This window comes from Caulobacter sp. AVps18 (assembly GCF_058681425.1).
On record NZ_CM178737.1, the window covers coordinates 4,298,515 to 4,321,667 of the forward strand.

At 67.9% G+C, this 23,153-nt stretch carries 22 protein-coding genes; 7 read left to right on the forward strand and 15 right to left on the reverse strand.

Going from position 1 to position 23,153, the window contains the following annotated elements; translation table 11 throughout:
- Positions 1–61 precede the first annotated feature (61 nt).
- From cckA to ACW179_RS19590, 6 genes are all read right to left on the reverse strand, one after another.
- On the reverse strand, positions 62–2,149 hold the full coding sequence (gene cckA, locus ACW179_RS19565; protein WP_492061226.1) for a cell cycle histidine kinase CckA: 2,088 nt from the start codon (positions 2,147–2,149) through the stop codon (positions 62–64).
- A 104-nt stretch (positions 2,150–2,253) separates the two neighbouring features.
- Positions 2,254–3,339, reverse strand: a complete 1,086-nt coding sequence (gene flhB, locus ACW179_RS19570; protein WP_492061228.1) for a flagellar biosynthesis protein FlhB — start codon at positions 3,337–3,339, stop codon at positions 2,254–2,256.
- A 9-nt stretch (positions 3,340–3,348) separates the two neighbouring features.
- Positions 3,349–4,104, reverse strand: a complete 756-nt coding sequence (fliR, locus tag ACW179_RS19575) for a flagellar biosynthetic protein FliR (protein ID WP_492061230.1) — start codon at positions 4,102–4,104, stop codon at positions 3,349–3,351.
- Positions 4,105–4,120: 16 nt separating this feature from the next.
- Positions 4,121–4,384: a flagellar biosynthesis protein FliQ gene (fliQ, locus tag ACW179_RS19580; RefSeq protein WP_419317750.1), complete on the reverse strand. Its 264-nt coding sequence runs from the start codon at positions 4,382–4,384 to the stop codon at positions 4,121–4,123.
- Between the two features lie 146 nt (positions 4,385–4,530).
- Entirely contained in the window at positions 4,531–4,830 is a 300-nt protein-coding gene (locus tag ACW179_RS19585) for a TonB family protein (RefSeq protein ID WP_492061232.1), read from the reverse strand.
- Between the two features lie 95 nt (positions 4,831–4,925).
- On the reverse strand, positions 4,926–6,302 hold the full coding sequence (locus ACW179_RS19590; protein ID WP_492061234.1) for a hypothetical protein: 1,377 nt from the start codon (positions 6,300–6,302) through the stop codon (positions 4,926–4,928).
- A 414-nt stretch (positions 6,303–6,716) separates the two neighbouring features.
- Between ACW179_RS19590 and ACW179_RS19595 the strand changes: the two genes are divergently transcribed.
- A complete protein-coding gene (locus tag ACW179_RS19595) occupies positions 6,717–7,196 on the forward strand; it encodes a ribonuclease H family protein (protein ID WP_492061239.1) in 480 nt (159 codons plus the stop codon).
- Positions 7,197–7,295: 99 nt separating this feature from the next.
- Here ACW179_RS19595 and ACW179_RS19600 read toward each other — a convergent pair whose 3' ends face one another.
- Positions 7,296–7,724, reverse strand: coding sequence for a hypothetical protein (locus tag ACW179_RS19600; protein WP_492061243.1), 429 nt, complete (start codon positions 7,722–7,724; stop codon positions 7,296–7,298).
- 85 nt (positions 7,725–7,809) lie between these two features.
- The gene (locus ACW179_RS19605) at positions 7,810–9,270 is read right to left on the reverse strand and encodes an alpha/beta hydrolase (RefSeq protein WP_492061246.1); all 1,461 of its coding nucleotides are present in this window, start codon (positions 9,268–9,270) and stop codon (positions 7,810–7,812) included.
- Positions 9,271–9,376: 106 nt separating this feature from the next.
- Between ACW179_RS19605 and ACW179_RS19610 the strand changes: the two genes are divergently transcribed.
- Positions 9,377–10,828, forward strand: coding sequence for a LytR/AlgR family response regulator transcription factor (locus ACW179_RS19610; protein ID WP_492061248.1), 1,452 nt, complete (start codon positions 9,377–9,379; stop codon positions 10,826–10,828).
- Between the two features lie 60 nt (positions 10,829–10,888).
- Here the strand turns inward: ACW179_RS19610 and ACW179_RS19615 are convergent, their stop codons facing one another.
- The 3 genes from ACW179_RS19615 to ACW179_RS19625 all read right to left on the reverse strand — a co-directional run bounded on the left by ACW179_RS19615 (position 10,889) and on the right by ACW179_RS19625 (position 16,481).
- Positions 10,889–13,090 carry a tetratricopeptide repeat protein gene (locus ACW179_RS19615; protein ID WP_492061250.1) on the reverse strand — a complete coding sequence of 734 codons (2,202 nt, stop codon included), beginning with the start codon at positions 13,088–13,090 and terminating at the stop codon, positions 10,889–10,891.
- Between the two features lie 145 nt (positions 13,091–13,235).
- A complete protein-coding gene (locus tag ACW179_RS19620) occupies positions 13,236–14,834 on the reverse strand; it encodes a peptide chain release factor 3 (protein WP_492061252.1) in 1,599 nt (532 codons plus the stop codon).
- 24 nt (positions 14,835–14,858) lie between these two features.
- Positions 14,859–16,481 carry a tetratricopeptide repeat protein gene (locus tag ACW179_RS19625; RefSeq protein ID WP_492061255.1) on the reverse strand — a complete coding sequence of 541 codons (1,623 nt, stop codon included), beginning with the start codon at positions 16,479–16,481 and terminating at the stop codon, positions 14,859–14,861.
- 179 nt (positions 16,482–16,660) lie between these two features.
- Between ACW179_RS19625 and ACW179_RS19630 the strand changes: the two genes are divergently transcribed.
- On the forward strand, positions 16,661–16,795 hold the full coding sequence (locus ACW179_RS19630) for a hypothetical protein (RefSeq protein ID WP_492061256.1): 135 nt from the start codon (positions 16,661–16,663) through the stop codon (positions 16,793–16,795).
- An 8-nt stretch (positions 16,796–16,803) separates the two neighbouring features.
- Here ACW179_RS19630 and ACW179_RS19635 read toward each other — a convergent pair whose 3' ends face one another.
- A complete protein-coding gene (locus tag ACW179_RS19635) occupies positions 16,804–17,184 on the reverse strand; it encodes a hypothetical protein (protein WP_492061258.1) in 381 nt (126 codons plus the stop codon).
- Positions 17,185–17,316: 132 nt separating this feature from the next.
- On the reverse strand, positions 17,317–17,646 hold the full coding sequence (locus tag ACW179_RS19640) for a DUF1491 family protein (protein ID WP_492061260.1): 330 nt from the start codon (positions 17,644–17,646) through the stop codon (positions 17,317–17,319).
- A gap of 122 nt (positions 17,647–17,768) precedes the next feature.
- Between ACW179_RS19640 and ACW179_RS19645 the strand changes: the two genes are divergently transcribed.
- Positions 17,769–18,683, forward strand: coding sequence for a hypothetical protein (locus ACW179_RS19645; protein WP_492061262.1), 915 nt, complete (start codon positions 17,769–17,771; stop codon positions 18,681–18,683).
- A gap of 50 nt (positions 18,684–18,733) precedes the next feature.
- Here the strand turns inward: ACW179_RS19645 and ACW179_RS19650 are convergent, their stop codons facing one another.
- The gene (locus ACW179_RS19650; RefSeq protein ID WP_492061266.1) at positions 18,734–20,476 is read right to left on the reverse strand and encodes a sensor histidine kinase; all 1,743 of its coding nucleotides are present in this window, start codon (positions 20,474–20,476) and stop codon (positions 18,734–18,736) included.
- A 199-nt stretch (positions 20,477–20,675) separates the two neighbouring features.
- Here ACW179_RS19650 and ACW179_RS19655 point away from each other — a divergent pair, with 199 nt between their 5' ends.
- Together ACW179_RS19655 and ACW179_RS19660 are read left to right on the forward strand one after the other, a co-directional pair.
- Positions 20,676–21,461, forward strand: coding sequence for a sensor histidine kinase (locus tag ACW179_RS19655; RefSeq protein WP_492061271.1), 786 nt, complete (start codon positions 20,676–20,678; stop codon positions 21,459–21,461).
- A gap of 40 nt (positions 21,462–21,501) precedes the next feature.
- A complete protein-coding gene (locus ACW179_RS19660) occupies positions 21,502–21,927 on the forward strand; it encodes a SufE family protein (protein ID WP_492061275.1) in 426 nt (141 codons plus the stop codon).
- 12 nt (positions 21,928–21,939) lie between these two features.
- Here the strand turns inward: ACW179_RS19660 and ACW179_RS19665 are convergent, their stop codons facing one another.
- Positions 21,940–22,101: a hypothetical protein gene (locus ACW179_RS19665; RefSeq protein WP_492061277.1), complete on the reverse strand. Its 162-nt coding sequence runs from the start codon at positions 22,099–22,101 to the stop codon at positions 21,940–21,942.
- 65 nt (positions 22,102–22,166) lie between these two features.
- Here ACW179_RS19665 and trhO point away from each other — a divergent pair, with 65 nt between their 5' ends.
- On the forward strand, positions 22,167–23,144 hold the full coding sequence (gene trhO / locus ACW179_RS19670) for an oxygen-dependent tRNA uridine(34) hydroxylase TrhO (protein WP_492061279.1): 978 nt from the start codon (positions 22,167–22,169) through the stop codon (positions 23,142–23,144).
- Positions 23,145–23,153: the final 9 nt, after the last annotated feature.

Genomic DNA, 23,153 nt, shown 5'->3' on the forward strand with positions numbered 1-23,153 from the left:
GAAGTCCGTCTGGGGAAACCTGCCGCCGCCGAACAGTCGCGTTCCCCCCGGGCCCCGTCCCCTAAGCCGCCGCGATCTGCTGCTTGACCCGCTCGGCCAGGGTCTTGATGTCGATCGGCTTGGGCAGGAAGGTGACGCCGGTCTCGCCTTCCAGCAAGTCGCTGAACTCGGCCTCGGCATAGCCGCTGATGAACATTACCGGCGCATTGCCCAGATAACCGCGCGCCTTTTTCAGCAAGGTGGGGCCGTCGATGCCGGGCATGATCACGTCGCTGATCAAGAGGTCGATGGTGCCTGCATGCTCCTCGGCGATCAGCAGGGCCTCTTCGCCGTCGCAGGCCTCCAGCACCTCGTAGCCGCGGGCCCGCAGCAGGCGGGCGGCGACGCCGCGAACGGCGTCCTCGTCCTCGACGAACAGGATGCGGCCGGCGCCCGAGAGGTCGCGGGGCGGGCGGGCCTTGGGCGGCGCAGCGGCTACGGCGGCGGCCTCGGCGACGGCGGCCGCCGTCGGTATGTGCACCGGCAGGAAGATGCGGAACGCCGCGCCCTCATTGGGACGGCTATGCACATGGATCCAGCCGTCGCTCTGCTTGACGATGCCGTAGACGGTAGCCAGGCCCAGGCCGGTCCCCTCGCCCACCGGCTTGGTGGTGAAGAACGGGTCGAAGATCTTGCCCATCACTTCGGGCGGGATGCCCGGGCCGTCGTCGCTGACCTCGATGAAGGCGGTGTCGCCCTCGGCCCCGGGGAAGCCGAGACTGACGGCCTCTTCCTGGGTCAGGCGGGCGGTGCGGATGCGAACCACGCCACCGCCCTTGGCGGCCCGCACCGCGTCGCGGGCGTTGACGGCCAGGTTCATGACCGCCGTTTCCAGCTGGCTCTTGTCGGCCCGCACCTGTGGCAGGTCACGGCCATAGTCGGTGATCAGCTTGACGTCTTCGCGCAGCAGGCGGCGCAGCAGCACCTCGAACTCGCTGATCAGCTCGCCCAGATCCAGCACCTCGCGCTGCACGGTCTGCTTGCGCGAGAAGGCCAGCAGCTTGCGCACCAGGTCGGCAGCCCGCACGCCGGTCTGGCGGATCTCGTTGAGGCCTTCATACGAGGGATCGCCCACCGGGTGACGGTGCAGCAGTTCGTCCAGGCGCAGCTGGATGGCGGTCAGCAGGTTGTTGAAGTCGTGAGCCACGCCGCCGGCCAGCTGGCCGATGGCCTGCATCTTCTGGGCCTGGGCCAGCTGCAGCTCGATCTGCTTCTGCTCCGACACGTCGATCAGATAGACGACCAGACGTTCCTCGGCCTTGTAGAGATAGAGATGCACGATGCGGGTGGGATCACGCGACAGCCGCACCTCGAAAGGCCCGGCCTTGCCCCCCGCCAGGCGGGTTTCGGCCTCGGTGCGGGTGACGGGCTCGATCATCTCGCCAAACACCACGCCGGCGCGGGCATTGGCGCCGCCCATGGCCAGCAGGGCGGGATTGGCTTCGAGGATGCGCGACGTGAACGGGTCCAGCCCCTCCAGCAGGGCCGCGCCAAACGGCGAGGCACCGGAGAAGGCATCCAGGGATCCGGGCGGCGGGGCGCGGGCCTCGATCCGGGGCACCAGCGGGGCCTCGTCGGCCAGGGTCGGCGCGACGGCGGGCGGAGCCAGGCGCACCATCAGGCGACCGCCCGACAGCCGCGAGACCGTGGCGACGCGTTCGCCGTCCTCGACCCGCAGCACGCCCTGCGCCACCTCGCCCTTGCGGGCCAGGACCAGGGCCGAGAACAGTCCGGCACCGGCCGCGCCCTTGGGCAGGCTGCGCGCTTCGCCCAGCAGGCCACGCCAGGGACCGTTGGCCGCCAGCACCCGCCCGTCGGCGGCCACCAGGGCGCTGGGCTCGGGCAGGGCCTCGATAAAGGTTTCGGCTGCGTCGGTGTCGCTGTCGTGATGGGTAGAGGCGCGAATGGCCACCAGGCCCAGGATCGCAACGCCCGCAACACCGCCCAGCAGCAGCAGGCCCGCCAGGGTGACGGGACCGGCGCGCAGAGCGGGTGCCGCAGCCAGGGCGGCGGCGGCGACAAAAAACAGGGCCGCGCCCCAGATCAGGGGGTCGAAGCGACGGGCCGTCACGCCGGTCTCGGCGATGTTCTGGACGGGCGTTTGCGCCATGGACCAGACAATTCCTTGTTCAACGAGCGAGCCGCGACTCACTTTGGGCTTGGTCAAGCATACTCTTTCTATAAGGCAAGGTCAGAGGGCGTCAGAATCAAGGCCTAAAGCGGCCTCGCCCGTGGCTTGGGCTTCTTGCCGTTCATGATGAAGCCGATGACCTTGGCCACCGCCTCGAAATGTTCGGCGGGAATTTCCTCGTCGACGTCGACGGCGGCATAGAGGGCGCGGGCCAGGGGCGGGTCTTCCAGCACCGGCACGCCGTGCTCCTCGGCGACGGCGCGGATCTTCAGGGCCAGGTCATCCATGCCCTTGGCCACGCACAGCGGCGCAGGCGTCTCGCCGGCCTCATATTTCAGCGCCACGGCATAGTGGGTCGGGTTCATGACCACCACAGTGGCCTTGGGCACAGCCTGCATCATCCGCTGCCGCGAGCGCTGCATCTGGATCTGACGGCGCTTGGCCTTGATGTGCGGGTCACCGTCCGACTGCTTGTACTCGTCCTTGACCTCCTGCAGCGTCATGCGCATGCGCTTCATGAAGCGCTGGCGCTGCCAGAACCAGTCGAAGCCGGAGGTCAGGACCAGCAGCAGGATCACGGCAAAGAACAGCTTGGTCGCCAGCTTCATCGAGACCGGGATCATCGCGGCGGGATCCATGCCCACCATGTTGATCACCTCGCCGGTGTGCGGCTTGAGCACGAAATAGGCGATGATCCCGGTGACGACGAACTTCAGGGCCGACTTGGCGAACTGAACCAGCCCGTCAACGCCGAACAGCCGCCCCATGCCCTTGATCAGATCCAGCTTGCTCATGTCCGGCTTGATCTTTTCCGGCGTCAGCATGAAGCCGGTCTGGGCGACGTGGGCCACAAAGCCGAACAGGGCCGTGGTCAGCATCACCAGCACCAGGGGCGGCATGGCCGCGAGGATCGCCTGACGGGCGATGATCACCGCGCCGCCACTGCTCAGGTCCATCTGGCCGGCATGGGCCAGGAACGGCGTCAGGGCGGCACTAAGATCCCGGGTCAGCCAGCCCCCCGCCATCAGCACCACGCAGACCGCGCCGAGCAGCGAGGCCAGTTGCGGGATGTCGGCGCTCTTGGCCACGTCACCCTTGGCGCGGGCGTCCGACAGCTTCTTGGCTGATGGTTCTTCGGTTTTCGAGTCGTTGTCTGTGTCTTCTGCCACGGCCCGCCCCTAGTTGAAGATCAGGAGCAGGTCGCGATAGCGCTCAGTCCAGACCATGGCGATGCCGCCAAGGCTGAGCGCCAGCAGGGAAAGACCCAGGATCACGCTCAGCGGCGAGGCCACGAAGAAGATCTGGAAGGCCGGCATCACCCGTCCCACCAGGCCGACGGCCAGGTTGAAGACCAGGGAAAACACGATCACCGGGGCGGCCAGCTGCACGCCCAGCGAAAAACTGTCGGCCACGGTACGCACGGCCAGGGTGGCGGCGTCCTCGACCGGTACCGCGCGGCTGAACGGGAAGATGTCGTACGACTTGACGATGGCCCCGATAAACAGGTGATGCAGGTCCGTCGCCATGATCAGGGTCAGGCCCAGCATCGACAAGAAGGTCGCAACGGCCGTGCTGGACTGCTCCATCGACGGATTGGTGGTCTGGGCAAACGACAGTGTGGTCTGCATCGAGATAATCTCGCCCGCCGTCGAAAGCGCGGTGAAAAACAGCCGCAGGACCGCACCGATCATCAGGCCGATCAGGATTTCGTGGATCACCTGGCCCGCCAGCCCGCCTACGCTCGAGGGCACGGGGCCAACGCTGGCCTGGACCAGCGGCGTCAGGATCAGGGCCATCAGCAGGGCGAAAGACAGACGAATGCGCGGCGGCACCGAATTGTCGCCGATGCCGGGCATGAGCATGACCATGGCCCCGACCCGCGCAAAGACGAGGCCGGCGACATAGACCTGGGCCGCTGTGGCGTAGGAGTCCAAGCGGCCCTCGCCTCCCCTACATGCCTGCGATGCGGGCGGCGATCTGGCGCATGAAGCCCGCCATCAGCGCGCCCATCAGCGGCAGGAAGATCAGCAGCGACACAAAGATGGCCACGATCTTGGGGGCATAGACCAGGGTGGCTTCCTGGATCTGGGTCAGGGCCTGGAACAGGCCGATGGCCACGCCGACCACCAGGCCGACGATCAGCACGGGCGCGCACAGCTGAAGGGTCAGCCAGATCGCATCGCGACCGACATCAAGAACTTCCGCGCCGGTCATCCAGGGCCTCTCGCACGCGCCCGAACAGGGCTGGGAATCGAGGCGTCAGGATGCGGCGGGTATGGTTAATGAGGCGTTAGGAGTTGCCATTTCAGCAGGGCCGAAAGGCGGCCGCGACCCTGGGTCGCAAGCCGCCGTCGTCAGGTTCAGCGAATACGAATCCGCACCGGCACCTGGATGTACGAGCCCGCGCGGCTCTTGCCGTCGGGGCCCAGCAGGTCGACCTGGAACTGGGAGGCCATCTTCAGGGCGGCGTCGCCAACGCCCAGTTCGGGATCGCTCTCGCCCAGAACGGTGCAGGCGGTCAGGCGGCCGTCGGTCTTGACCAGGCAGTTGAGGACCGCGACGGCTTCAGCCGGCTGCGACACGGGGGTCAGCATGTCCGAGGGCGCCTTGGCCGGGGCGGTGTTGGCGATCATGGCGGCGAGGGCAAGCGAAGCGATCACGATAACGTCCTGTCGGTCCTGGTCGAGGCCGCCGTGTCCGCGACGCCTCGAATTGCTGTTTCAGCGCCCCTGCGCAGCCTGTGTCCCGATCCGGGTCAGACCGCGTGGGTCGCCTTCAACCTTTGCAGGCCCTGTGCCGCCAGGTCAGTCAGGGAGCGAAGACCCAGTTCCGAAAACACGTCGAAGGCGCTGGCCAGGGCCACGGCGGCGCGGGTCAGACGGCCATCGTCGCGGCCGGTGATCTCGACCCGCGCTTCATACAGACGGGCCAGGTTCAGTTGCGCCACGGCCCAGGCGGCGGGGTCGCGCGCGCCGGGACGGGCCGAGAGTTCGGACTTGAAGGCCATCTCGGCGGCGTCCAGCACCGCCAGGTCGGCGGTCAGCTCGGCGCAGCGGGCCAGGCTGAGGGCGCGGTTGTTGGCGACCACGGCGCGCAGGGCCAGGGCCGGCTGGACCTTGAGCACCTGGGTGGCGCGATCATAGCAGGTGACGGCCCGCTCAAAGGCGCGGTCGCAGGTCGTGGCCTCGCCCACGGCCTGCAGGCCGGCACCGAGCGCGGCCTGGGCCCGGGCCCAGTCCATCGGGCTGTGCTCCATGGAAAGCGGTTCAAGTGCGGCCGTCAGGGCCTCGACCCCGTCGGCGATATGGGTCAGTTCACCGTCCAGATCCCCCAACTGGATCAGGGCCGAGCCGCGCAGGCCTTCAAGCCGCGCCCAGGCCAGGGGTTCGAAATCCTGGTCCAGATTGGCGGCGGCCGTCGTCGCCTCGGACACGGCCAGTTGGGCCAGGGTGCGGTCTTTCAGACGGATCGCGCAGGTCAGGATCAGCTCGATGCGGGCCGCGCGCTGGTCAGCCAGCAGCAGGCGGGCGCCGCCGCCCTTGGTGCGCTTGGCGGCCGCCAGGGCGCGCAGCGGCGCTTCATAGCCCTGCACCGCCGCCAGGGCGCGATCCAGATTGTTCTCGGCCAGACCTGCGCGGCCGTCCAGGCCGGCGATCAGGGCCATGGCCAGGCCGCAGCGCTGGCTGGGCGCGGTACGGGCCAGGGTAAGAGCCGCGCCGGCGGCGGCGTGCAGGCCCTCGTCGCCGAACAGGTCGGCGCCCAGTATGGCCAGAACGGCCTGCTCGCAGCGGGCAGCGGCCAGGGCGTCGAGGCGACGTTCACTTTCAAAGACCTTCGTAGCCGCCTCGGCATGCGAAGCGGCCTTGCGCAGGGCGGCGGCGTCACCTGAGCGGCGGGCCAGTTCGCGCCAGACCACGGCCGCTTCCAGCAGGCGCGAGCCGCGATCCTTGCAGCCGATCCGGCCGGCGGCGACGTCGGCCGAGCGGGCCTCGTTGGTCAGCAATCTGATGTCGAGCAGTTCAAGAAGCGAGGTGTCCCCGCCCGTCAGCCCATCGCGGTGCGCCGCGCCCTTGGACTCCGCGCCAGCGTCGACGCCGAACAGACGCTTCAGGTCCCGACCGAACTCGAACATCGATCCGTACTCCGACAACTGTCCCGCACCGAGACGTTCGGCGGGGTTCAGCCAGACAGAAGCAAAGCCGGAGCCAAGCGCTTTAACAAGTGGTTAATAGGTGTTTACGGGCCGTTAACCATAAATAGTCGCAACCCTTAAGAAATACCGACTTTTCCAGCGCTTCGTCTGCTTTTTGGTCCAATCTGGCACAGTTCTTGCCCTACCCCGCTCCCACCCGACCCCGCGCTAACCCTGCTTCTTAGAACGACGTTCACACTTCTAAAGATGACGTTAACCATCAAATTTAACGCTCCGTTTACTTTTTGTTCATGACTCCAGCGCGGCCGACGCATCTTTTCCGCCCTTTACGACCCCGCTGCCTCGTCGGACAAAACAGGCTAGAAGGTTGGCCCACCCTTCGCGAGCGCCGCCATGACCGCCATCTCCCTGTGGATCGCCAGCGTCTGCCAGCCCGACCCCGGCTATGGCGGCTATGGCTTTGTGCGCCTGGAGGGCGAGACACGCGCCGGCCAGGCCGGAGGCGACCGGCGCACTACGGGCCTGAAAATGGCCCTGACCGGACTGATCCGGTCGCTGGAGTCCCTGGCCGATAGCCCGGCCAGCGCTCTGGTCACCCTCAATGTCGCCGATCCCGATACGGCGCTGGGCCTGCGCCGCCTGCTGGCCGCCGACCCGGACTTCGCGCCCGAGGATGAAGCAGAACTGTGGGCCCAGCTGGCGGCCATAGCGCGCCCGCGCGCTGCCCGCATCGGCGTGGTCGCCCTGCCCGCCAACGCGCCCGCCAACGGCTTCGTCAGGGCCTGGGCCGATTTCGGGGCCGACGCCGCCAAGACGCGCGGGGCCTTCAAGGCCGCAATCCCGCGCCCCAACCTGCTGAAGTTTCCGGTTTAGAGCGCGTTCCGAAAAGTGGGAACCGGTTTTCGGAATGAAACGCGCGTGAAAACAAAACACTAGAGCGGGTGATCTGATTCCATCAGATCGCAACGCACTCTAGGGTTTGGCCGCCGCCGGCGGAGCAATGGCAAAGCCCGGAACGCTCGCAGGCTCGACATGGCCGGGGTGGTACATGTCCATAAAGACCTCCCGCTCCTTCAGTTCGGCGACCGCGCAGGTCACCCGATAGCCGTCGATGATCGACCCGAACGGCCCGGGTCCGTAGCTGCCCATACGCTCAGAGGTCGGCGGTGCCCCGTCGCCACAGCGCAGCCGCGCCAAATAGGCCCGCTGGCCTGCGGGACTATCGGCCCGCACGGGATTGGCACGACTGCCCAGGGGCGACAGCGCCGCCGTCTTCAGCCTTGCCTCCAGGGCCTTCCCCCGGACGCCGCTGCCGGACATCAGATCCAGCCCGCCGTCCGCCCCCGCACCGGCGCAGGCCGACAGGGTCAGCATCAGGCCCAGAATGGCGATCACCCGCATGTCTCGTCCCCCAGAGGTTCAGCCTACAGGCTCAACGGTTTCGGGGGCGGGATCAAGCGCTCAAGGCTCGGACACCTGAAGCGGCTCACCCCAGCTTAAACTTCGGCGGCGGCAGGCTAAGCCGGGTATCGGCCACGGCCTCGCCCCGGAAGAACCGCACCAGCAGGGGCTGGACATCGGGATGGGCCTCAAAGACGTTGTGGCCGGCGTTCTCGACGATCACCCGGGACTTGCGCCGGAACTGGGCGGCCACCTCGTCCTGCTCGGACATCGGCGTGCGACCGTCCAGCGTGCCGGCCAGCAGCAGGGCGGGATGGTCGATACGCAGCGGCGCGCGGAAGCCCTCGCCCAGATCAGCGCCCGGGACCACACCCAGCAGCTGCGGCATCGGGAAGTTCAGCGCCTCGCCCAGCACAGCGGTCTTCGCTTCGCGTCGCATCAGGGCCAGCCGGCCCGGCGAGATCCCCGAGGCGAGGTCCATCGCTTCGGGCATGCCGGCAATGCCGAGCAGGTTGGCAAACTCGCCCATGAAGGGCTTCAGCACATCGGTCTGGCCGGCATCGAGCGCCAGATAGAGCCCCGGCAGCATGACCAGGGTCTGGGGATTGGCGATCAGGCCACCCGACATGAGTTGGATGGCGAAGCCGCCGATCTTCAGGGTGACGGGCGCGCCGTTCAGCGTCGCGGTCATGCTGACCGGCGCCGCCTCCATCCTGGCATGCACCCGCCGCATCAGGGCTGGCAGGTCCGGAATGGCCGCCCGCACGGCCGGGTCGGCGGCCAGCAGGCTATCCACGTGGCTCAACAGGGTGTCGACGGCGGAGGGCCGCTTTACGGTCTGGTCCTGCCCCTCAAGACTGGCCAGGGCCACACGGTTCACCCGGTCACCGTGGCGCTTGAGCATGCTCAGCGCCAGGTGCGTACCGTAGCTGATACCCCAGAGGTCGACCGTTTCCGCGCCCAGCTGGCGACGCAGGTCGTCGATATCGTCGGCATTCTGTTCGGTATTGTAGCCGGTCATGGCCACGCCGGCCCTGGTCCAGTCGACCCAGGCCTCCTGGAAATCGGTGCGGAAATAGGACGTCAGTCCGGCTTGGGTGAACGGCGGCGGCGGGCGCGTCGAGGGCGGCCGCTCGGGGATATGGTTGGACAGACCGGTACCGCGCTGGTCGAAGGCGATGACGTCGGCCACCTCGCGCAGGGCCATCATGATCGGAAACCGCGGCCCGGCCAGCGCCCGGGTCGCCAGGCCGCCGGGGCCGCCGGACAGGTAGATGATCGGTGGGCCGGGCTTGGCCGCTGTCGAAGCGAACCGGACATAGCTCAACCGGATCTTCCGCGAGCGGGGATCGCGACGGTCCTCGGGAACCTCGAAGAAGCCCCGCTCGGCATCGGTGTCCTTGCCCTGCCAGCCCTTGAACCGGAAGGGGCCGGCCTGGGTCGGCGATGCCGGGGGCGCGGTCTGCGCGAAGGCAAGGGCGGGAAGGGCGAGGCCGGCGGCGGCGAGCAGGGCGCGGCGATGAAGTGATGTCTGGGTCATGGCCATAGCTGAACCGCCGGCCGTGCGCTCCGCCACCGCCCTTCGGTCAAATGCTTGCCCTGATCGGCGAATGGCAGAGCCTGTCGGCCAGCGGCGCCCTATGAGTACGGACATGTGGCGAATCCTGTTTCTCACCCTTGTCCTGACCAGCCTCGCGCCCCTGGCCCGCGCCCAGGACCTGTCCTGGCAGGCCTGCCAGGGCGTCGCCGGTCCCAGCGGTCCGAGTCTGAGCGACTGCCGGCCGGTTGAGGGTTTCGTCAATCCGCAGGGCCGTGAGCTGTGGATCCGGTCCACGATCGCCGCCCCGAGGGACGCAAGTCCCCGCGCCCTCTATCTGGCGGGCGTCGCGTCATCGGAAGCCTGGCTCAACGGCCGCCCGCTGGGCGTGAATGGCCGCCCCGGCGCCACCAAGGGCCAAGAGGTCCCCGGACGCTACCAGGCGATCCTGCCGATCCGCGAGACGGCCTGGCAGCCCGGCGACAACACGCTGGTCCTGCACCTGTCATCCTTCCACGGCGGCCTGCCGTTCGCCCGGCCGATGAGTGCAATGGTCGTCCTGCCGCATCCCTATCCGCAGCGCACCGCCCTGCTGGCCATCACCTTCGTGGCCGCCGGGACGCTGCTGGCGGCAGCCTTCGGGTTTGGTGTCATCCATGCCCTGCGCCGCACCGGGTCGAGCCTTGTGCTGGCGGCCATGGCCGGGGTCGCGGCCCTGCAGGCTGTCGTTGAAAGCCTTCGCGTGCTCTTCAACTATCCCTATCCCCTGCACGCCTGGCGCATGAGCGCCATCTGGCTCCTGGCCGCCACCTTCGCCGTGCTGCTGGTCGGCTATGTCGCCACGCGGTTCTTGCCCAAGGAGCGCAAGCTGATGGTCGGCCTGGCCCTGGGCCTGGTCGGCGCCACGGTCCTGCTGCCGGGCTTTGACATCAAGACGGTCTGGGCCCTCATCCTCGGCGTGGCCCTGTCCGCCCTTCCGGCCGCTGTAGGGGTGTGGCGGCGTCTCCCCGGGGCACGGCTGACCCTGGCCTATCTGGCCCTGTTCCTGGCCGTGGCGGTCGGGTTCCCGGAATGGCTGGCCGACTTTTCCTTCTTCCTGCTGGCCACCAGCCTGGTGCTGCCATTGCTGATGGTCGAGGTCGTTCGGCTGGGCCGCGACGATCGCAGCCGCGAGGCCGCCCTGACCGCCGCCGCCAGCCGCCCCGACCGCCTGACCGTGGCCTCGGCGCGCGGGGTCGAGCTGGTGCCCCTGGCCGATATCCTGGCCGTGGTGGGGGCCGACGACTATGCCGAACTGCGGCTGGCCGGGGGCCGCAGCCTGCTGCACGCCGCCCGGCTTGATGGCCTGATGGAGGAGCTTCCGGAGACCTTCCTGCGCATTCACCGGTCGGTGATCGTCAACCTGGCCCACGTGCAGCGGCTGGAGCGCGACGGCGACCGCTGGCGCCTGCATCTGGCCGAGGGCGCGCCCCTGCCCGTCAGCCGCTCCCGCCAGCCGGCCCTGCGCGAGGCCCTGGACGTGCCGCGAAGCGGGACGGCTATACCCCGGGACTTGGTCCCGAGGTGACGGGATGTTTTTACATCCCAACCCTCTGAGGTCAGGATCAACGGCCGTTGGTAACAGGGATCAGGACTTGGCCTCGAGCCGACCGATCAGGTCACGGCATTTCGTGACGTAATATTGCGCATCGGTCGCCTCATAGATTTGCAAGGCTTCGCGCGCCGCCGCCAGGGCTTGAACGCGCCAAGACGGTTGTTCTGTCTTGTCAAACAGAGCCTCGAAAGCCAGGGCGAGATTTTCCAGGGTTTGCGCCCAGAGGAAGGGTACGCGATCGCGGGTTCGCTCCTGCAGGGCGTCGCGATAGGCGGTGACGGCCTCTTCCAGGCGCGCGGTACCGCTCTCGCGCTCGCCCAGGGTCGCAAGGGCGATGGCGAGATTGTTCTGGGTCATGGCCCAGTCGAGGGGCGCGCGGTCGCGGGTGAATTCCTCCAGGGCGTCGCGATAGGCGGTGACGGCCTCTTCCAGGCGCGCAGTGCCGCTCTCCCGCTGGCCGAGGGTTGCAAGGGCATTGGCGAGATTGTTCTGGGTCATGGCCCAGTCGAGGGGCACGCGGTCGCGGGTAAATTCCTCCAGGGCGGCGCGATAGGCGGTGACGGCCTCTTCCAGGCGCGCGGCACCGCTCTCCCGCTCGCCCACGGTCCGGAGGGCGGCGGCGAGATTGTTCTGGGTCATGGCCCAGTCGAGGGGCACGCGGTCGCGGGTGTATTCCTTCAGGGCGGCGCGAAAGGCGGTGACGGCCTCTTCCAGGCGCGCGGTGCCGCTCTCCCGAAGGCCCAGAGTCGCAAGGGCGATGGCGAGATTGTTGTGGGTCGCAGCCCAGTCGAGAGCGGCCTCGTCGCGGGGCACCAGGGGCAGGGCTTGATCGCGCAGAACGGCTATGGCTTTGACCAGAGCGGCGTTGTCACCGAACTCGCGTCCCAGATCGTCAAGGATCGAGCCTTGCGAAACGGTCCAGCGCCATCGCGCCGCGCGATCTTCGGCGGGTTCCGCCCTGGCGGCCCGGGCATAGAGGGTTGCGGCCTCGGCATAGCGCAGGCGGGTCTTGGCGATCTCGGCGCGTTCACCCAACAGCCGGGCTTCCTCGCGACCGGCCTGATCGAGCATTTCCCGCTGCTCGCGACGCCAGGCGGCGATGCGATCGGTCAAGGCGGCGAGGATGGTTTCGGCGGTATCAAGATCGCCGGTCTCGGCCGCTCTTGCAGCGCGGGCGCGTTCGGCCTCCAGGTCGGCGGGCAGATTGGTTCGGCGGGCCAGCTCATCGACCAGGCGGCGGAACCGCTCAGCGAAGGCCCGCAACTGGTCGGGCCACTGGTCCGGTGACAGCGGCGTTTCGCCGACGTCGCTCAGGAAGGTCTCGATGGCGCGGGTGGTCAGGGCACCGTCTTCGCGGAGGCGAGTGATCTCGGCTTCGATCGCCGCCCGGTCGCCTGCCCCGCCACCGCGATCGGCGACCAGAAGGGCGACCATGGCATGCAGGTCGTCGACCTTGCGCTCGACCCGCTCCATCCCAGCTAGGATGAGGTCTGTCTTGTCGCGCAGGTCTGCCCAGATCGGTGCCTGTTTGGCCACCAGGTCCTCGATCCGCCGAACGCCCGCCCCGATCTCGGCCAGCCGCGCGGCTGTCAGTACAGACCTGAAACGGTCATTGGTCTTGATCTGCTCGGCGAGGAAGGCGCCGAAGGCGTCCAGCCAGGGCGGGCAACCGGCGTCGCCTTTAAAGAACAGTGTCCTGAACTCATCCGGCGCGGCCACGCCGGCCCCGGCCTTCAGCTCGTCGAACGCCGCTGTCAGCGCAAGGTCGGCCGCCGCCGTCAGGCCCGGATCGTCCTTGACCATCGGTGCCTCAAGCGCGGCGATCACCTGTTCAAGCGCCGTATCGGCGACGGTGAGGGTCGCGATGGCCTGGGTTTGGGTCTCGATCCAGGCCAGGGCTTTTTTGGCGAAGGCGATGTTCGAAGGCTGGTTGCGGCGTTCTGCCCGCTCGCCGAAGCTTGCAACCAACACCTTGTCGGCGGCCAGTTGCGCGCTGCGGACCGCCCGCTCGACATCATGATTGCGCGGCAGCGAGCCGTCTTGGCCCCTGAAGTGCGCGACGAAGGAGCCGCGCAGGCGACGACAGACGGGGTCGAAAAGCTGGCTGCTGGCCACATTGGTGATGATCGAGGCTGCGCCCTCGACGCTGAGCAACTTGCCCGAGACGTCGGTCAGCTGTTTGGTGATCCAGTTGGCGCCGGTCACAAGCAAAAACGACAGAACAGGATCGATCACCGCATCCCCCGAAGCGTCATCTCGACTATGCGTGAGCGTTCAGGGCTCGTCCAGATTGAGTCTTCTTTGCCTGGCGGGCGCATTTGAACCGCCTCGTGATCCCGCCCCCGAAACCGTCGCCTAGCCCGGCAAGATCAGGTCGCTCCTAACCCCGTTCCTTGGTCCGCTCGAACTTCACCTTGGCGAACCGTTCGGCGACATAGCCGATTTCCCAGGACGACTTGCCCAGGAAGACCGGCTGGCTGTCGATGTCCTCGCCCATCTGGGTGCGGTGCTTGCCGATGAAGTCCTCGACGTCGGCGCGCTCGCCGGTCAGCCAGCGGGCCTCGGCATAGGGGCTGGGCTCGAAGATGCAGTCCAGCTGGTATTCGTTGGCCAGGCGGTCGGCCATGACCTCGAACTGCAGCTGGCCGACAGCCCCGACGATGAAGTCCGAGCCGATCATCGGGCGGAACAGCTGGGTGACGCCTTCCTCGGCCAGGCCTTCCAGCGCCTTCTTCAGGTGCTTGGCCTTCAGCGGATCCTTGACCCGCACCCGGCGCAGGATTTCCGGGGCGAAGTTGGGCAGGCCGGCAAAGCGCAGGGTGCCGGTTTCCGACAGGCTGTCGCCGACCCGCAGCACGCCGTGGTTGGGGATGCCGATCACGTCGCCGGCAAAGGCGTCTTCGGCCAGTTCGCGATCGCTGGCGAAGAACATGATCGGCGCATTGACGCTCATCGACTTGCCGGTGTTCTGGGCCTTCAGCTTCATGCCGCGCGTGAAGCGGCCGCTGGTCAGGCGCAGGAAGGCGATCCGGTCGCGGTGATTGGGGTCCATATTGGCCTGGACCTTGAAGACAAAGCCCGAAACCTCCGCGTCGCCCGGGGCCACGTGGGTCTCGGCGCCCGAGCGCAGGGCCTTGGCCGGCTTGGGCGGCGGGGCATAGGCCCCGATGCCGGCCAGCAGTTCAGCCACGCCGAAATGGCGAAGGGCCGAACCGAAGAACACCGGCGTCATGTGGCCTTCGAGGAAGCTCGTCACGTCGAACGGCTTGGCGGCCTCGGAGACCAGCATGGCGCCCTCTTCCACCTCGGCCTGCTCCTCGGGGTCGAGAAAGCGGCTGATGGCGTTGGAGTTCAGGGCCACCGGATCGGGATGGCCCTCGTCGTCAGTCGAGCTTTTCTTGGCATAGGGAATGAAGGTCTGCTTGCGCAGGTCCAGCATGCCCTTGAACCGTCCGCCCGAACCGGCCGGCCAGAACAGCGGCGCGGGATCCAGGGCCAGCTTGGACGACACCTCATCGAGCAGCTCGAACGGGTCCTGGGCCTCGCGGTCCATCTTGTTGATGAAGGTGATGATCGGGATGTCGCGCAGGCGACAGACCTCGAACAGCTTCAGGGTCTGGGGCTCGATGCCCTTGGCGGCGTCCAGCACCATGATCGCCGCATCGGCGGCGGTCAGGGTGCGATAGGTGTCTTCCGAGAAGTCCTCGTGGCCCGGCGTGTCGAGCAGGTTGAACATCAGACCGTCGTGGTCGAACGTCATCACCGAGGCCGAGACCGAGATCCCCCGCTCGCGCTCGATCTTCATCCAGTCGGACTGGGTGCGGCGGGTCTGGCCGCGGGCCCGCACCGCGCCGGCCGCGCGGATCGCCCCGCCGGCCAGCAGCAGGTTTTCGGTCAGGGTCGTCTTGCCGGCGTCAGGGTGGCTGATGATGGCGAAGGTGCGCCGACGGGCGGCCTGAAAGACGGGGGAAGTGCTCATCGCGCGGGGTTAGCCGTCCGGACGCTATTTGTCACCCTCGCCCTTCGCCTTGCGCTCGGACAAGGTCTTGAGCATGGCCCTGGCACGGGCGGCTTCCGCCCCGCCGTGCGGGCTGTTGGCGACCGGCCCCAGCAGGGCGGCGGCCTCATCGTCGCGATCACGAAGCATCATCGCCTGAGCTGTGGCCAGGGTGATTTCCGACACCTGGGGTGCCAGGGCCTGAGCCTCTTCCAGCGCCGCCATCACATTGGGGGTCGGATATTTCGGGTCCAGTGTCCGGCTGCGCGCATAGCCATAGAGGGTCTGGTAGCGGGTGGGATCCAGCTTGTAGGCCTTGGCCAGCAGTGGTCCGGCCGCCTTGTACTGCTCGGACTGGCGGTCGGGGTCGGCGTCACCGGCCGCCAGCCGGGCCAGACCGGCCAGCTCGAAACCCTCGGCATCGTCCGGGCGCGCCTGGGTGAACTGGTCGATCAGGGCCAGGCCCCTGGCCTGATCACCCAGCGCCAGCTCGGCGCGCGCCAGAACCAGCTGGCCGAGGCGTTCTTCGGGATGCCGCGCGGCGCGCAGCCGGATGTCGGCCAGAAAATCGGCTCGCCACTTGGCTCGCCGGCTCCGCGCCTCGGCCCGGGCCTCGATGGAGCCGCCACTGGACTCTTCATCGTCAGGCTCGTCGCGATCCAGGCCCAGGCGTCGCAGCGAGAAATCGGCCAGCAGCAGGTCATCGGCCGCCGTGGACAGCGGCGTGACCTGGATCGGCGGCGGCGGCAGGCCCTTGAGCGTATAGGTGATGACCTGGATCTTCACGCGCATGTAGTCGCGCAGCCTGGCCTGAAGCGCCTCGGCCGAGAGACCAGAACTGGCCTGCATGCTCGTCAGCGGATCACCGCCCTCCCCGACCGCCTTCATATAGGCGTTCAGCTGCTGGTATCGGGCCGGGTCGCTCATGAAGTAGTGCGTCATCAGCCAGGCCTGGGCATAGAACATCGCCGGGTCTGTGCCCTTCAGCTCAAAGGGCCGCTTGGTGAGAACGGTCTCGATCGGCGTCCAGTCGACATATTTCAGGTTGTCGCCCCGCCCGACATTGCGACCGACCGCGATCGTATCCCGGTCAACCTCGGCGCTGCCGAAGAACTCGGCATAGCCCTCCACCAGCCAGGCCGGATAGCCATAGGGGAAGTACTGCAGCATGAAGTGGTGGACGTATTCGTGCTGCACCACGGTGTTGTCGTCGCGCGAGCGGGTGGCCATGGCGAAGATGTCGCCGACGCTGGAGGTATAGAAGCCGGCCACGCCGGACGGCATTCCAGGCCAGACCACGTCGAACTGCGCGCGCTCACGGATCAGGAAGATCGACAGCTTGCGCGGCGGTGCGCCGTCCAGCGGCATGTTGTGCAGATGACGCAACAACGTGTCGAACAGCTCCAGCTTGACCACATAGTCGCGCAGCAAGCGCTCGTCGCCATCGCTATAGACTGTGAAGCGAGGGCTTTCGGCCTTGAGCCAGCGCCCGGCCTTGGCCGGTGAGATCTGGACCTTCTCGACCTCTGTCACCTGCGCCGCGCCAGCCATTCCAGGCCAGATCGCAACGCTCAGCATCAGCCAGGCGAACATCGTTGCAGCCGCCGCGCCGCGCCCCCGGTCCGCCATACCCACCCCAACGCGAAAATCCGCAACCAAAAATTGAAAACTAGACCTAAAGCCGCCGGATTCTCAAGGTGCGGACCGCGTCAAATTAGCCCTGTCGCTACAATGAGATTGGAGTCATGCTGCGCTGGTCAGGAACGTGGCGCCCATTGAGAGCGCCCGGCCTGGAGAGGAAACAGACCATGGCTCTTTGGGACGAACCGCGGGGTTCCCAAGCTCCCCGCACTGAAGCTACCGTGCTGTGCATCACCACGACCATCGGCGGACTGATCGCCATCGCCGTCGCCATCAAGTGGCTGATGGCCGTTCTGGTTTAAAGCGACCTTCAGGCTGCGAGGCGGCGCCAGACCTGGCGGTCGGCTTCGACATTGGTCAAAGACCCGGTCTTCTGGCGTTGCAGCAGGGCGGCCATGACCTCTATCCCGATCTGGGCGTAGCGAACCTGCACCTGCTCGACCAGGCAGCCCCGCCCGGGCGCGACGAACAGCGCCGCATTCACTTCCGGGGCCTTGGCGATGATCAGGGCCGCCAGCCGCATGGCCCGTTCCGGGTCCTTCGTGTGCAGCAACGGCTCTTCGGCATACAGCTCGCGCCCCAGTTCCCCCACATAGGCCAGCGACAGCATGGCGAAACGGTCGCTGGAAACCGGCGGAGTCAGCTCCGCAGCGTCGAGGTTGAGGACCACATCGTTCATCAGGAAAAGCATGGCGGCACGGCACGGTTGTCTGGGGGCGTTGGACGTTCACGACTGTGCCGCAAGGGACTTTAGGTCCGGTTTAGGAGCGCGGTTAACGGCCCACGTCCGGGCGTTCTCCACAGGAATCCGCGCACCCGGCGCCTATTCCTCGACAGCCTCGGTGAGGAAATGCCGGCCGTCGCGATCCTCGATCTCGATCACCCAGACATCGGGATCGATGCGGGCCGCGCGCTGGGCATAGGCGTCCAGGTCGGGCTCGAAATCCGACTTGGTGGGCTGCATCCAGAAGCGCTCGCCGTCGCCCCGCGTGGCCTCCGCGAACAGGCGCGCCGTGTTCTGACGACGATCCACGGCCTTGACCAGCACGGCGCCGGCGCGCGCGTCGCCCTTGCGCACGACCATGGCGAAGGCGCCCGCCAGTTCGGCCCGGCGGATCAGCGCCCCCACCCAGATATCCGTCGACAGAAGCATGCTAACCGAACCGAAACCCTGGGCGGCTAAGCTGCCCTCAAGTCTCGACCATACGAGAAACCCCGCCCCCGGGCCTGCTCTTTTCGAGCGGGCCCTTTGCTTTCTCAAGGAGTTCCCCCGCGATGGCCGCCGAACCCGGCTTTTCCGTTCGGCGATTGCGGCGTGTCTCCTGGAGCCAGGGACGGACCCTGACCAGTCTTGCCTTGGCGGGAGCCCTGGCGGTGCCGGCAGCGGCCCTGGCGGCCAATGCCGCCGACCAGCTTTATGAGCGCACCCTGATGACCTCGGCCGACGCCCGCTGTCGGCTGTTTGCGCCCTCGGTCGGGGCGGCGCTGGATTCCGCTCGCGCCCAGGCACGCGGCGCCACCCTGCGCTCGGGTGCCGGCCAGGCCCAGGTCGAGGCGCTGGAGCAGCGGGCCCGGGCCAAGGCGTCGGCAGCCGCCTGCGATTCCGCCGACCTGACCACCGCCGCCGGCCGGGTGCGCAAGGCCTTCGAGGCCTATGCGGTGATGCAGCGGATGACCTATCCGGGCGATGTGGCTGCCTGGCAGGCCGAGCGGACCAGTTCCAGCACCATTCCTCTCTGGCGTCTGTCGCAACCGGCGGCGTTCGGCGGCGACCGACTGGTGTTTGGCCTGGCCGGACGCGGCGGGGCAGTCATGGCCGTCGCAACCTTCGCCACGGGCGAACGTCCCTATGGCGCACGGCTGGTGATCCGCGACCCGGCCCGCACCCAGGGCCCCTATATCGATCCGCGTGGCGGTCGCAGCCTGGCGGCCAAGGTCTCGCCCCGCTCGGCCAGCCTGGTGTTTACCGCCGAGGCCCGCGACGAGGCCCCCCTCACCCTTCTGCCGACCGGCGCCAAAAGCGGCCTGGCCTTTCGCTTCCCGGCCGCCACGGCCGAGGCCATCAGCCGCCTGGATCCGCGAGAGGCGGTGACCATCGAATTCAGCTTTTCCGGGCGCGACGGCGACGTGGTCCGCAAGGCCTATGTCGAGGTCGGCGACTTCGCGGCAGGCCGGGCGTTTCTGCGGTAGTCGGCCAAGGCTTCCTGTTCTCTTTTAGAGAGGGAGAACACCCTGCGGCTCTAGCGCGGGGCGAAGGCGATCACGTTGTCGCCCAGGCTGGCGGGCGGAACGGGCTGGGCCGGAGGCTCGACCGATGCGGGCGCCGGCAAAGGCAGGGGCAGCGGAGCCAGCAAGACCGGCAGTCGAACCGAAACGCTGGTACCTGCGCCCAGACGGCTTTCGATGTGCATCTCGCCACCATGCAGCTTGGCGAAGGCCCGCACCAGCGACAGGCCAAGACCCGTGCCGCGCGCGCGCTGATCGACGCCGCCGGCCTGCTCGTAGGGACGACCCAGGCGCTCGAGATCTTCCGGGCTGATGCCCACGCCCGTGTCGGCCACCACAATCTCCAGCACGCCGTCATAGCCGTCGGCCGTGACCGTCACCTGGCCGCCGCGCGGGGTGAACTTCAGCGCATTGGAGATCAGGTTCAGGACGATCTGCTTCAGCGCCCGCCGGTCAGCGTCCACCTCCAGATCGCCCGGGGGCAGAACCCCGCGCAATTGCACGCCCGCACCATCAGCCTGGACGCGCAGCAGGCGCATGGCCGCCTGCACCGCCTCGCGGGCGTCGAATACCCCGCGCGACAGCTCAAAGCGCTCGGCCTCGATCTTGGACATGTCCAGCACGTCGTTGATCAGATCCAGCAGGTGGCCGCCGCTTTCGTGGATCAGTTCGGCATACTCGCCATAGCGATCGGTCAGGGGGCCGAACATCCGCGAGCGCATGATGTCGGAAAAGCCCATGATCGCGTTCAGAGGGGTGCGCAGCTCGTGGCTCATATTGGCCAGGAACCGGGCTCGGCCGGCAGCAAGGGCCTCGGCGTCGACGCGGGCCCGGTCCAGGGCCGCCTCGCGGGTGCGCTCGGCCGTGACGTCGCGCAGCAGCCCCACCAGCAGGCCCGGCGAGACGCGTTGCAGGTCCAGCGCCACGATCCGCTCCAGCCCCAGGGCGGGGTTGAACACGAGGCTGACCTGACCCTCGCGGAAGGCCTGGGCTATGGCCCCGGTCAGGCGCTGTCGGTCGCCCGTTGCAGCGGCGGCCGACAGGCCCCGCGCCATGATCTCGTCGGTAGAGACACCCGACGGCGGCGCGCCGCGCGCGGTGACCACCTGCCCCTTGGGGGTGACGCTCATGGCCAGATGCGGCAGGCCGTCCAGCAGTCCTTCCAGCACCAGCAGGTCGGCAGCGTGGCGAGTGTCGCGCGCCCAGGCACGGCGACGGCCGATCAGCAGCCCCGAGGCCAGGCCAAGCCCGATGGTGGTCAGGGCCAGAAAGCCCAGAATGAAGGCCAGTGCGCCCGTCGGGGCGGGCGGGGCCAGACCCGACAACTGGGTCAGGGCCGCCACGCAGCCACCGATCAGCGCCAGGGCCGCGCCCTCGGCCAGGCGACGGGCCGGGGCCAGGGTGGCGGCGGCGGCGACCGGGGCCAGGCACCAGGCGCTCATCGCGCCCGAGACGCCGCCGGTCAGGACAGCTGCGGCAGATCCGCCCACCGCCCAGGCGACCAGCAGCAGGGACTGGGCGCGCTCGTCGTCTCGCAGGGCGTCGCTGGACAGGGGAAAGGACAGCAGGGCGGGAATCACGCCGGCCGCCAGAGCCCCCCAGACCGGGAGACTCACCGCGTCGGGCAACAGCGCCGTGGCGGCCGCCGCCAGGCACACGGCTGCCAGCCAACCCAGCCGCCACAGGCGCGCAGCGTCAAAGCCGCGCAAGCGATGAGCGGCGGGACGGGGCAAATCGGCGGTGGGCGTGAATTCCAAGATCTGGCAGATTCCTCGAACAGGACGCACATCAGCGTCGTCTTCAAAGCTTATCGTGACGGACCCGTTCCCTCCAGCGCGCTCAATCCCCGAGCGATCTTTCGTCGTGTAACGACTGTGGACGGAAACGGAATGGTAAGCGCGGTCTGAGAGGCTTGTGGTCGTACCTGTGCGGACAGAACGTCCGGGAGCTTACACCATGACCGAACCGGCGTCTCTGGACGCAGCGTTTCCCGCCGACAGCGCGGCCGCTCGACGTGAGCGGGCCCACGAACGTCGACGGGTCGCGCTGGACAACCGCAAGCGGTCGTTCTTGCGGATGGTCAGCCATGAACTGCGCACGCCGCTCAACGCCGTCATCGGTTTCTCGGAAATCCTCTCGCGCGAGCTCTATGGCCCGCTGGGTTCGCCGCAATATCAGGAGTACGCGCAGATCGTTCACGACAGCGGCCTGAAGCTGCTGAAACTGGTCAATCAGGTGGTCGAACTGGCGCGTCTGGAAGGTCACGTCACCGACCTGAACCTGTCGCCTGAGCCGCTGGACGAAGCCATCGAAGAGGCGCTGGAGCCGCTGCGCGCGGAAATGGCGCCGCGCGGGATCACCGTGCGGATCGCCGATCTCAGCGCGGCGTCCTGCGTGATGGCCGACCGGCGTGGCCTGCGCACCATGCTCTCCAACCTGTTGCAGAACGCCGTGACGCACTCGCCGGAACGCGGCCAGATTTTCGTGGCGGTCCAGTCGGCGGCCGGCGGCATGGTCGAGATCCTGATCGTCGACCAGGGTCCGGGTGTTGATCCGTCGGAACTGCCGCGCCTGCTGCGCCCGTTCGAACAGGGTGGAAGCACCCTGACGCGGGCCAGCGAAGGTGCGGGTCTGGGCCTGCCGATCGTGGACCTGCTGGCGCGCGCCATGAACGGTGCCCTGCGCCTGACCTCGCGGCCCGGCTCGGGCCTCGCCGCGCACCTCACCCTTCCGCGCGCCTGAACCCTTGCCAGCAGCGGGCCCGCCCCCTAAAGGGCGCGCCATGACCCGCTCCATCGACGCCGCCCTCGACGAACTGGCCGACGAGTTCGAACTGCTCGGCGACTGGGAAGAGCGCTATCGCTACGTGATCGAGCTGGGTCGCGACCTCTCGCCGCTCAGCGATGCCGAGCGGTCGGAAACCAACAAGGTTCGGGGCTGCGCCAGTCAGGTCTGGCTGGTCACCCAGCCCCAGACCGACGGCTCCATCCTGTTTCGCGGCGACAGCGACGCTCATATCGTCAGCGGCCTGATCGCCATCCTGCTGCGGCTCTATTCGGGCCGGCCGGCGGCGGATATCGCGACCTTCGACGCCAAGGCGGCCCTGGACCGGCTTGGCCTGTCCGAAGCCCTGTCTTCACAGCGCTCCAACGGGCTCAAGGCCATGGTCAACCGCATCCAGACAGACGCCGTCGCCGCCCTTAACTGAGGCGAACTGGGCCTAGAAGAAGCCTGCGCGATTGCCGATGAACAGGATCGCGACGACCACCAGCAGAAGCTGGATAATCCAGTTCACTGGCGACGGTATCGGCGACCTCTGAACGATGTAGAGGGCAAGTCCGAGAAGGACCAGGGCGATGATGATGACGATCAGGATGCTCATGGCGGGGTAACCGACAGTGTGGCGTTTTGGTTCCGCCACGCTTGAGACACGGTTCAGAAGCGCCTATGGCCACGCCCGTGACGACAAACTCCCAAGCCTTCCGCGTGGCCGCGCTCTATCGGTTCACCCGCTTCGAAGACCCGGCCGCCCTGCAAGGCCCGCTGGCCGCCCTGTGCTGCGCCAACGGCGTCAGGGGCACCTTGTTGCTGGCCCGCGAGGGGATCAACGGCACCATCGCCGGGACCAATGACGCCATAGAGACGGTGCTGGCCCATATCCGCGCCCTGCCCGGCTGCGCCGACCTGACGCCCAAGACCGCCTGGGCCGACGCCATGCCCTTCCACCGCATGAAGGTGCGGCTGAAGAAGGAAATCGTCACCCTGGGCCTGCCCGACCTGGACCCGGTCGCCAATGCCGGGACCTATGTCGAGCCCGCAGACTGGAACGCCCTGATCGCTGACCCAAACGTGCTGGTGATCGACACCCGCAACGACTACGAGGTCGCCATCGGCGCTTTCGCGCGGGCGGTCGATCCGAAGACCAGCAGCTTCTCGGCCTTCCCCGACTGGTTTCGCGACTATCGCGCCGGGCTGGAAGCGGCGCGCGGCGCGGGTGCCCCGCCACTCAAGGTGGCCATGTACTGCACCGGCGGCATCCGCTGCGAAAAGTCGACCGCCTTCCTGAAGTCCGAAGGCATCGAGGACGTCTTCCACCTGAAGGGCGGCATCCTCGACTATCTGGAAGCCGTTCCTGAACCCGAAAGCCTGTGGCGCGGCGAGTGCTTCGTGTTCGACGAGCGGGTGGCGGTGGGCCATGGCCTGTCAGCCGGGACCCATGCCCTGTGCCGCGCCTGCCGCCGACCGGTCAGCCCGCAGGATCGCGCCTCGCCGCTCTATGTCGAGGGCGTCGCCTGCCCGGCCTGCCACGACAGCCGCGATGAGGCCAGCAAGGCCCGCTATGCCGAGCGCCATCGCCAGGTCGCCCGCGCCCGCGAACTGGGCATCGACCATGTCGGGGCCAGGCTGGATACCGACCCGGACTGACGCCGGCCG

Bases quoted from the DNA above. Each gene is read 5' to 3' on its own strand.
- cckA (WP_492061226.1), bottom strand. From the start codon at position 2,149: ATGGCGCAAACGCCCGTCCAGAACATCGCCGAGACCGGCGTGACGGCC.
- fliQ (WP_419317750.1), bottom strand. From the start codon at position 4,384: ATGACCGGCGCGGAAGTTCTTGATGTCGGTCGCGATGCGATCTGGCTG.
- ACW179_RS19590 (WP_492061234.1), bottom strand. From the start codon at position 6,302: ATGTTCGAGTTCGGTCGGGACCTGAAGCGTCTGTTCGGCGTCGACGCT.
- ACW179_RS19595 (WP_492061239.1), top strand. From the start codon at position 6,717: ATGACCGCCATCTCCCTGTGGATCGCCAGCGTCTGCCAGCCCGACCCC.
- ACW179_RS19600 (WP_492061243.1), bottom strand. From the start codon at position 7,724: ATGCGGGTGATCGCCATTCTGGGCCTGATGCTGACCCTGTCGGCCTGC.
- ACW179_RS19605 (WP_492061246.1), bottom strand. From the start codon at position 9,270: ATGGCCATGACCCAGACATCACTTCATCGCCGCGCCCTGCTCGCCGCC.
- ACW179_RS19610 (WP_492061248.1), top strand. From the start codon at position 9,377: ATGTGGCGAATCCTGTTTCTCACCCTTGTCCTGACCAGCCTCGCGCCC.
- ACW179_RS19620 (WP_492061252.1), bottom strand. From the start codon at position 14,834: ATGAGCACTTCCCCCGTCTTTCAGGCCGCCCGTCGGCGCACCTTCGCC.
- ACW179_RS19625 (WP_492061255.1), bottom strand. From the start codon at position 16,481: ATGGCGGACCGGGGGCGCGGCGCGGCGGCTGCAACGATGTTCGCCTGG.
- ACW179_RS19630 (WP_492061256.1), top strand. From the start codon at position 16,661: ATGGCTCTTTGGGACGAACCGCGGGGTTCCCAAGCTCCCCGCACTGAA.
- ACW179_RS19635 (WP_492061258.1), bottom strand. From the start codon at position 17,184: ATGCTTTTCCTGATGAACGATGTGGTCCTCAACCTCGACGCTGCGGAG.
- ACW179_RS19640 (WP_492061260.1), bottom strand. From the start codon at position 17,646: ATGCTTCTGTCGACGGATATCTGGGTGGGGGCGCTGATCCGCCGGGCC.
- ACW179_RS19645 (WP_492061262.1), top strand. From the start codon at position 17,769: ATGGCCGCCGAACCCGGCTTTTCCGTTCGGCGATTGCGGCGTGTCTCC.
- ACW179_RS19655 (WP_492061271.1), top strand. From the start codon at position 20,676: ATGACCGAACCGGCGTCTCTGGACGCAGCGTTTCCCGCCGACAGCGCG.
- ACW179_RS19660 (WP_492061275.1), top strand. From the start codon at position 21,502: ATGACCCGCTCCATCGACGCCGCCCTCGACGAACTGGCCGACGAGTTC.
- ACW179_RS19665 (WP_492061277.1), bottom strand. From the start codon at position 22,101: ATGAGCATCCTGATCGTCATCATCATCGCCCTGGTCCTTCTCGGACTT.
- trhO (WP_492061279.1), top strand. From the start codon at position 22,167: ATGGCCACGCCCGTGACGACAAACTCCCAAGCCTTCCGCGTGGCCGCG.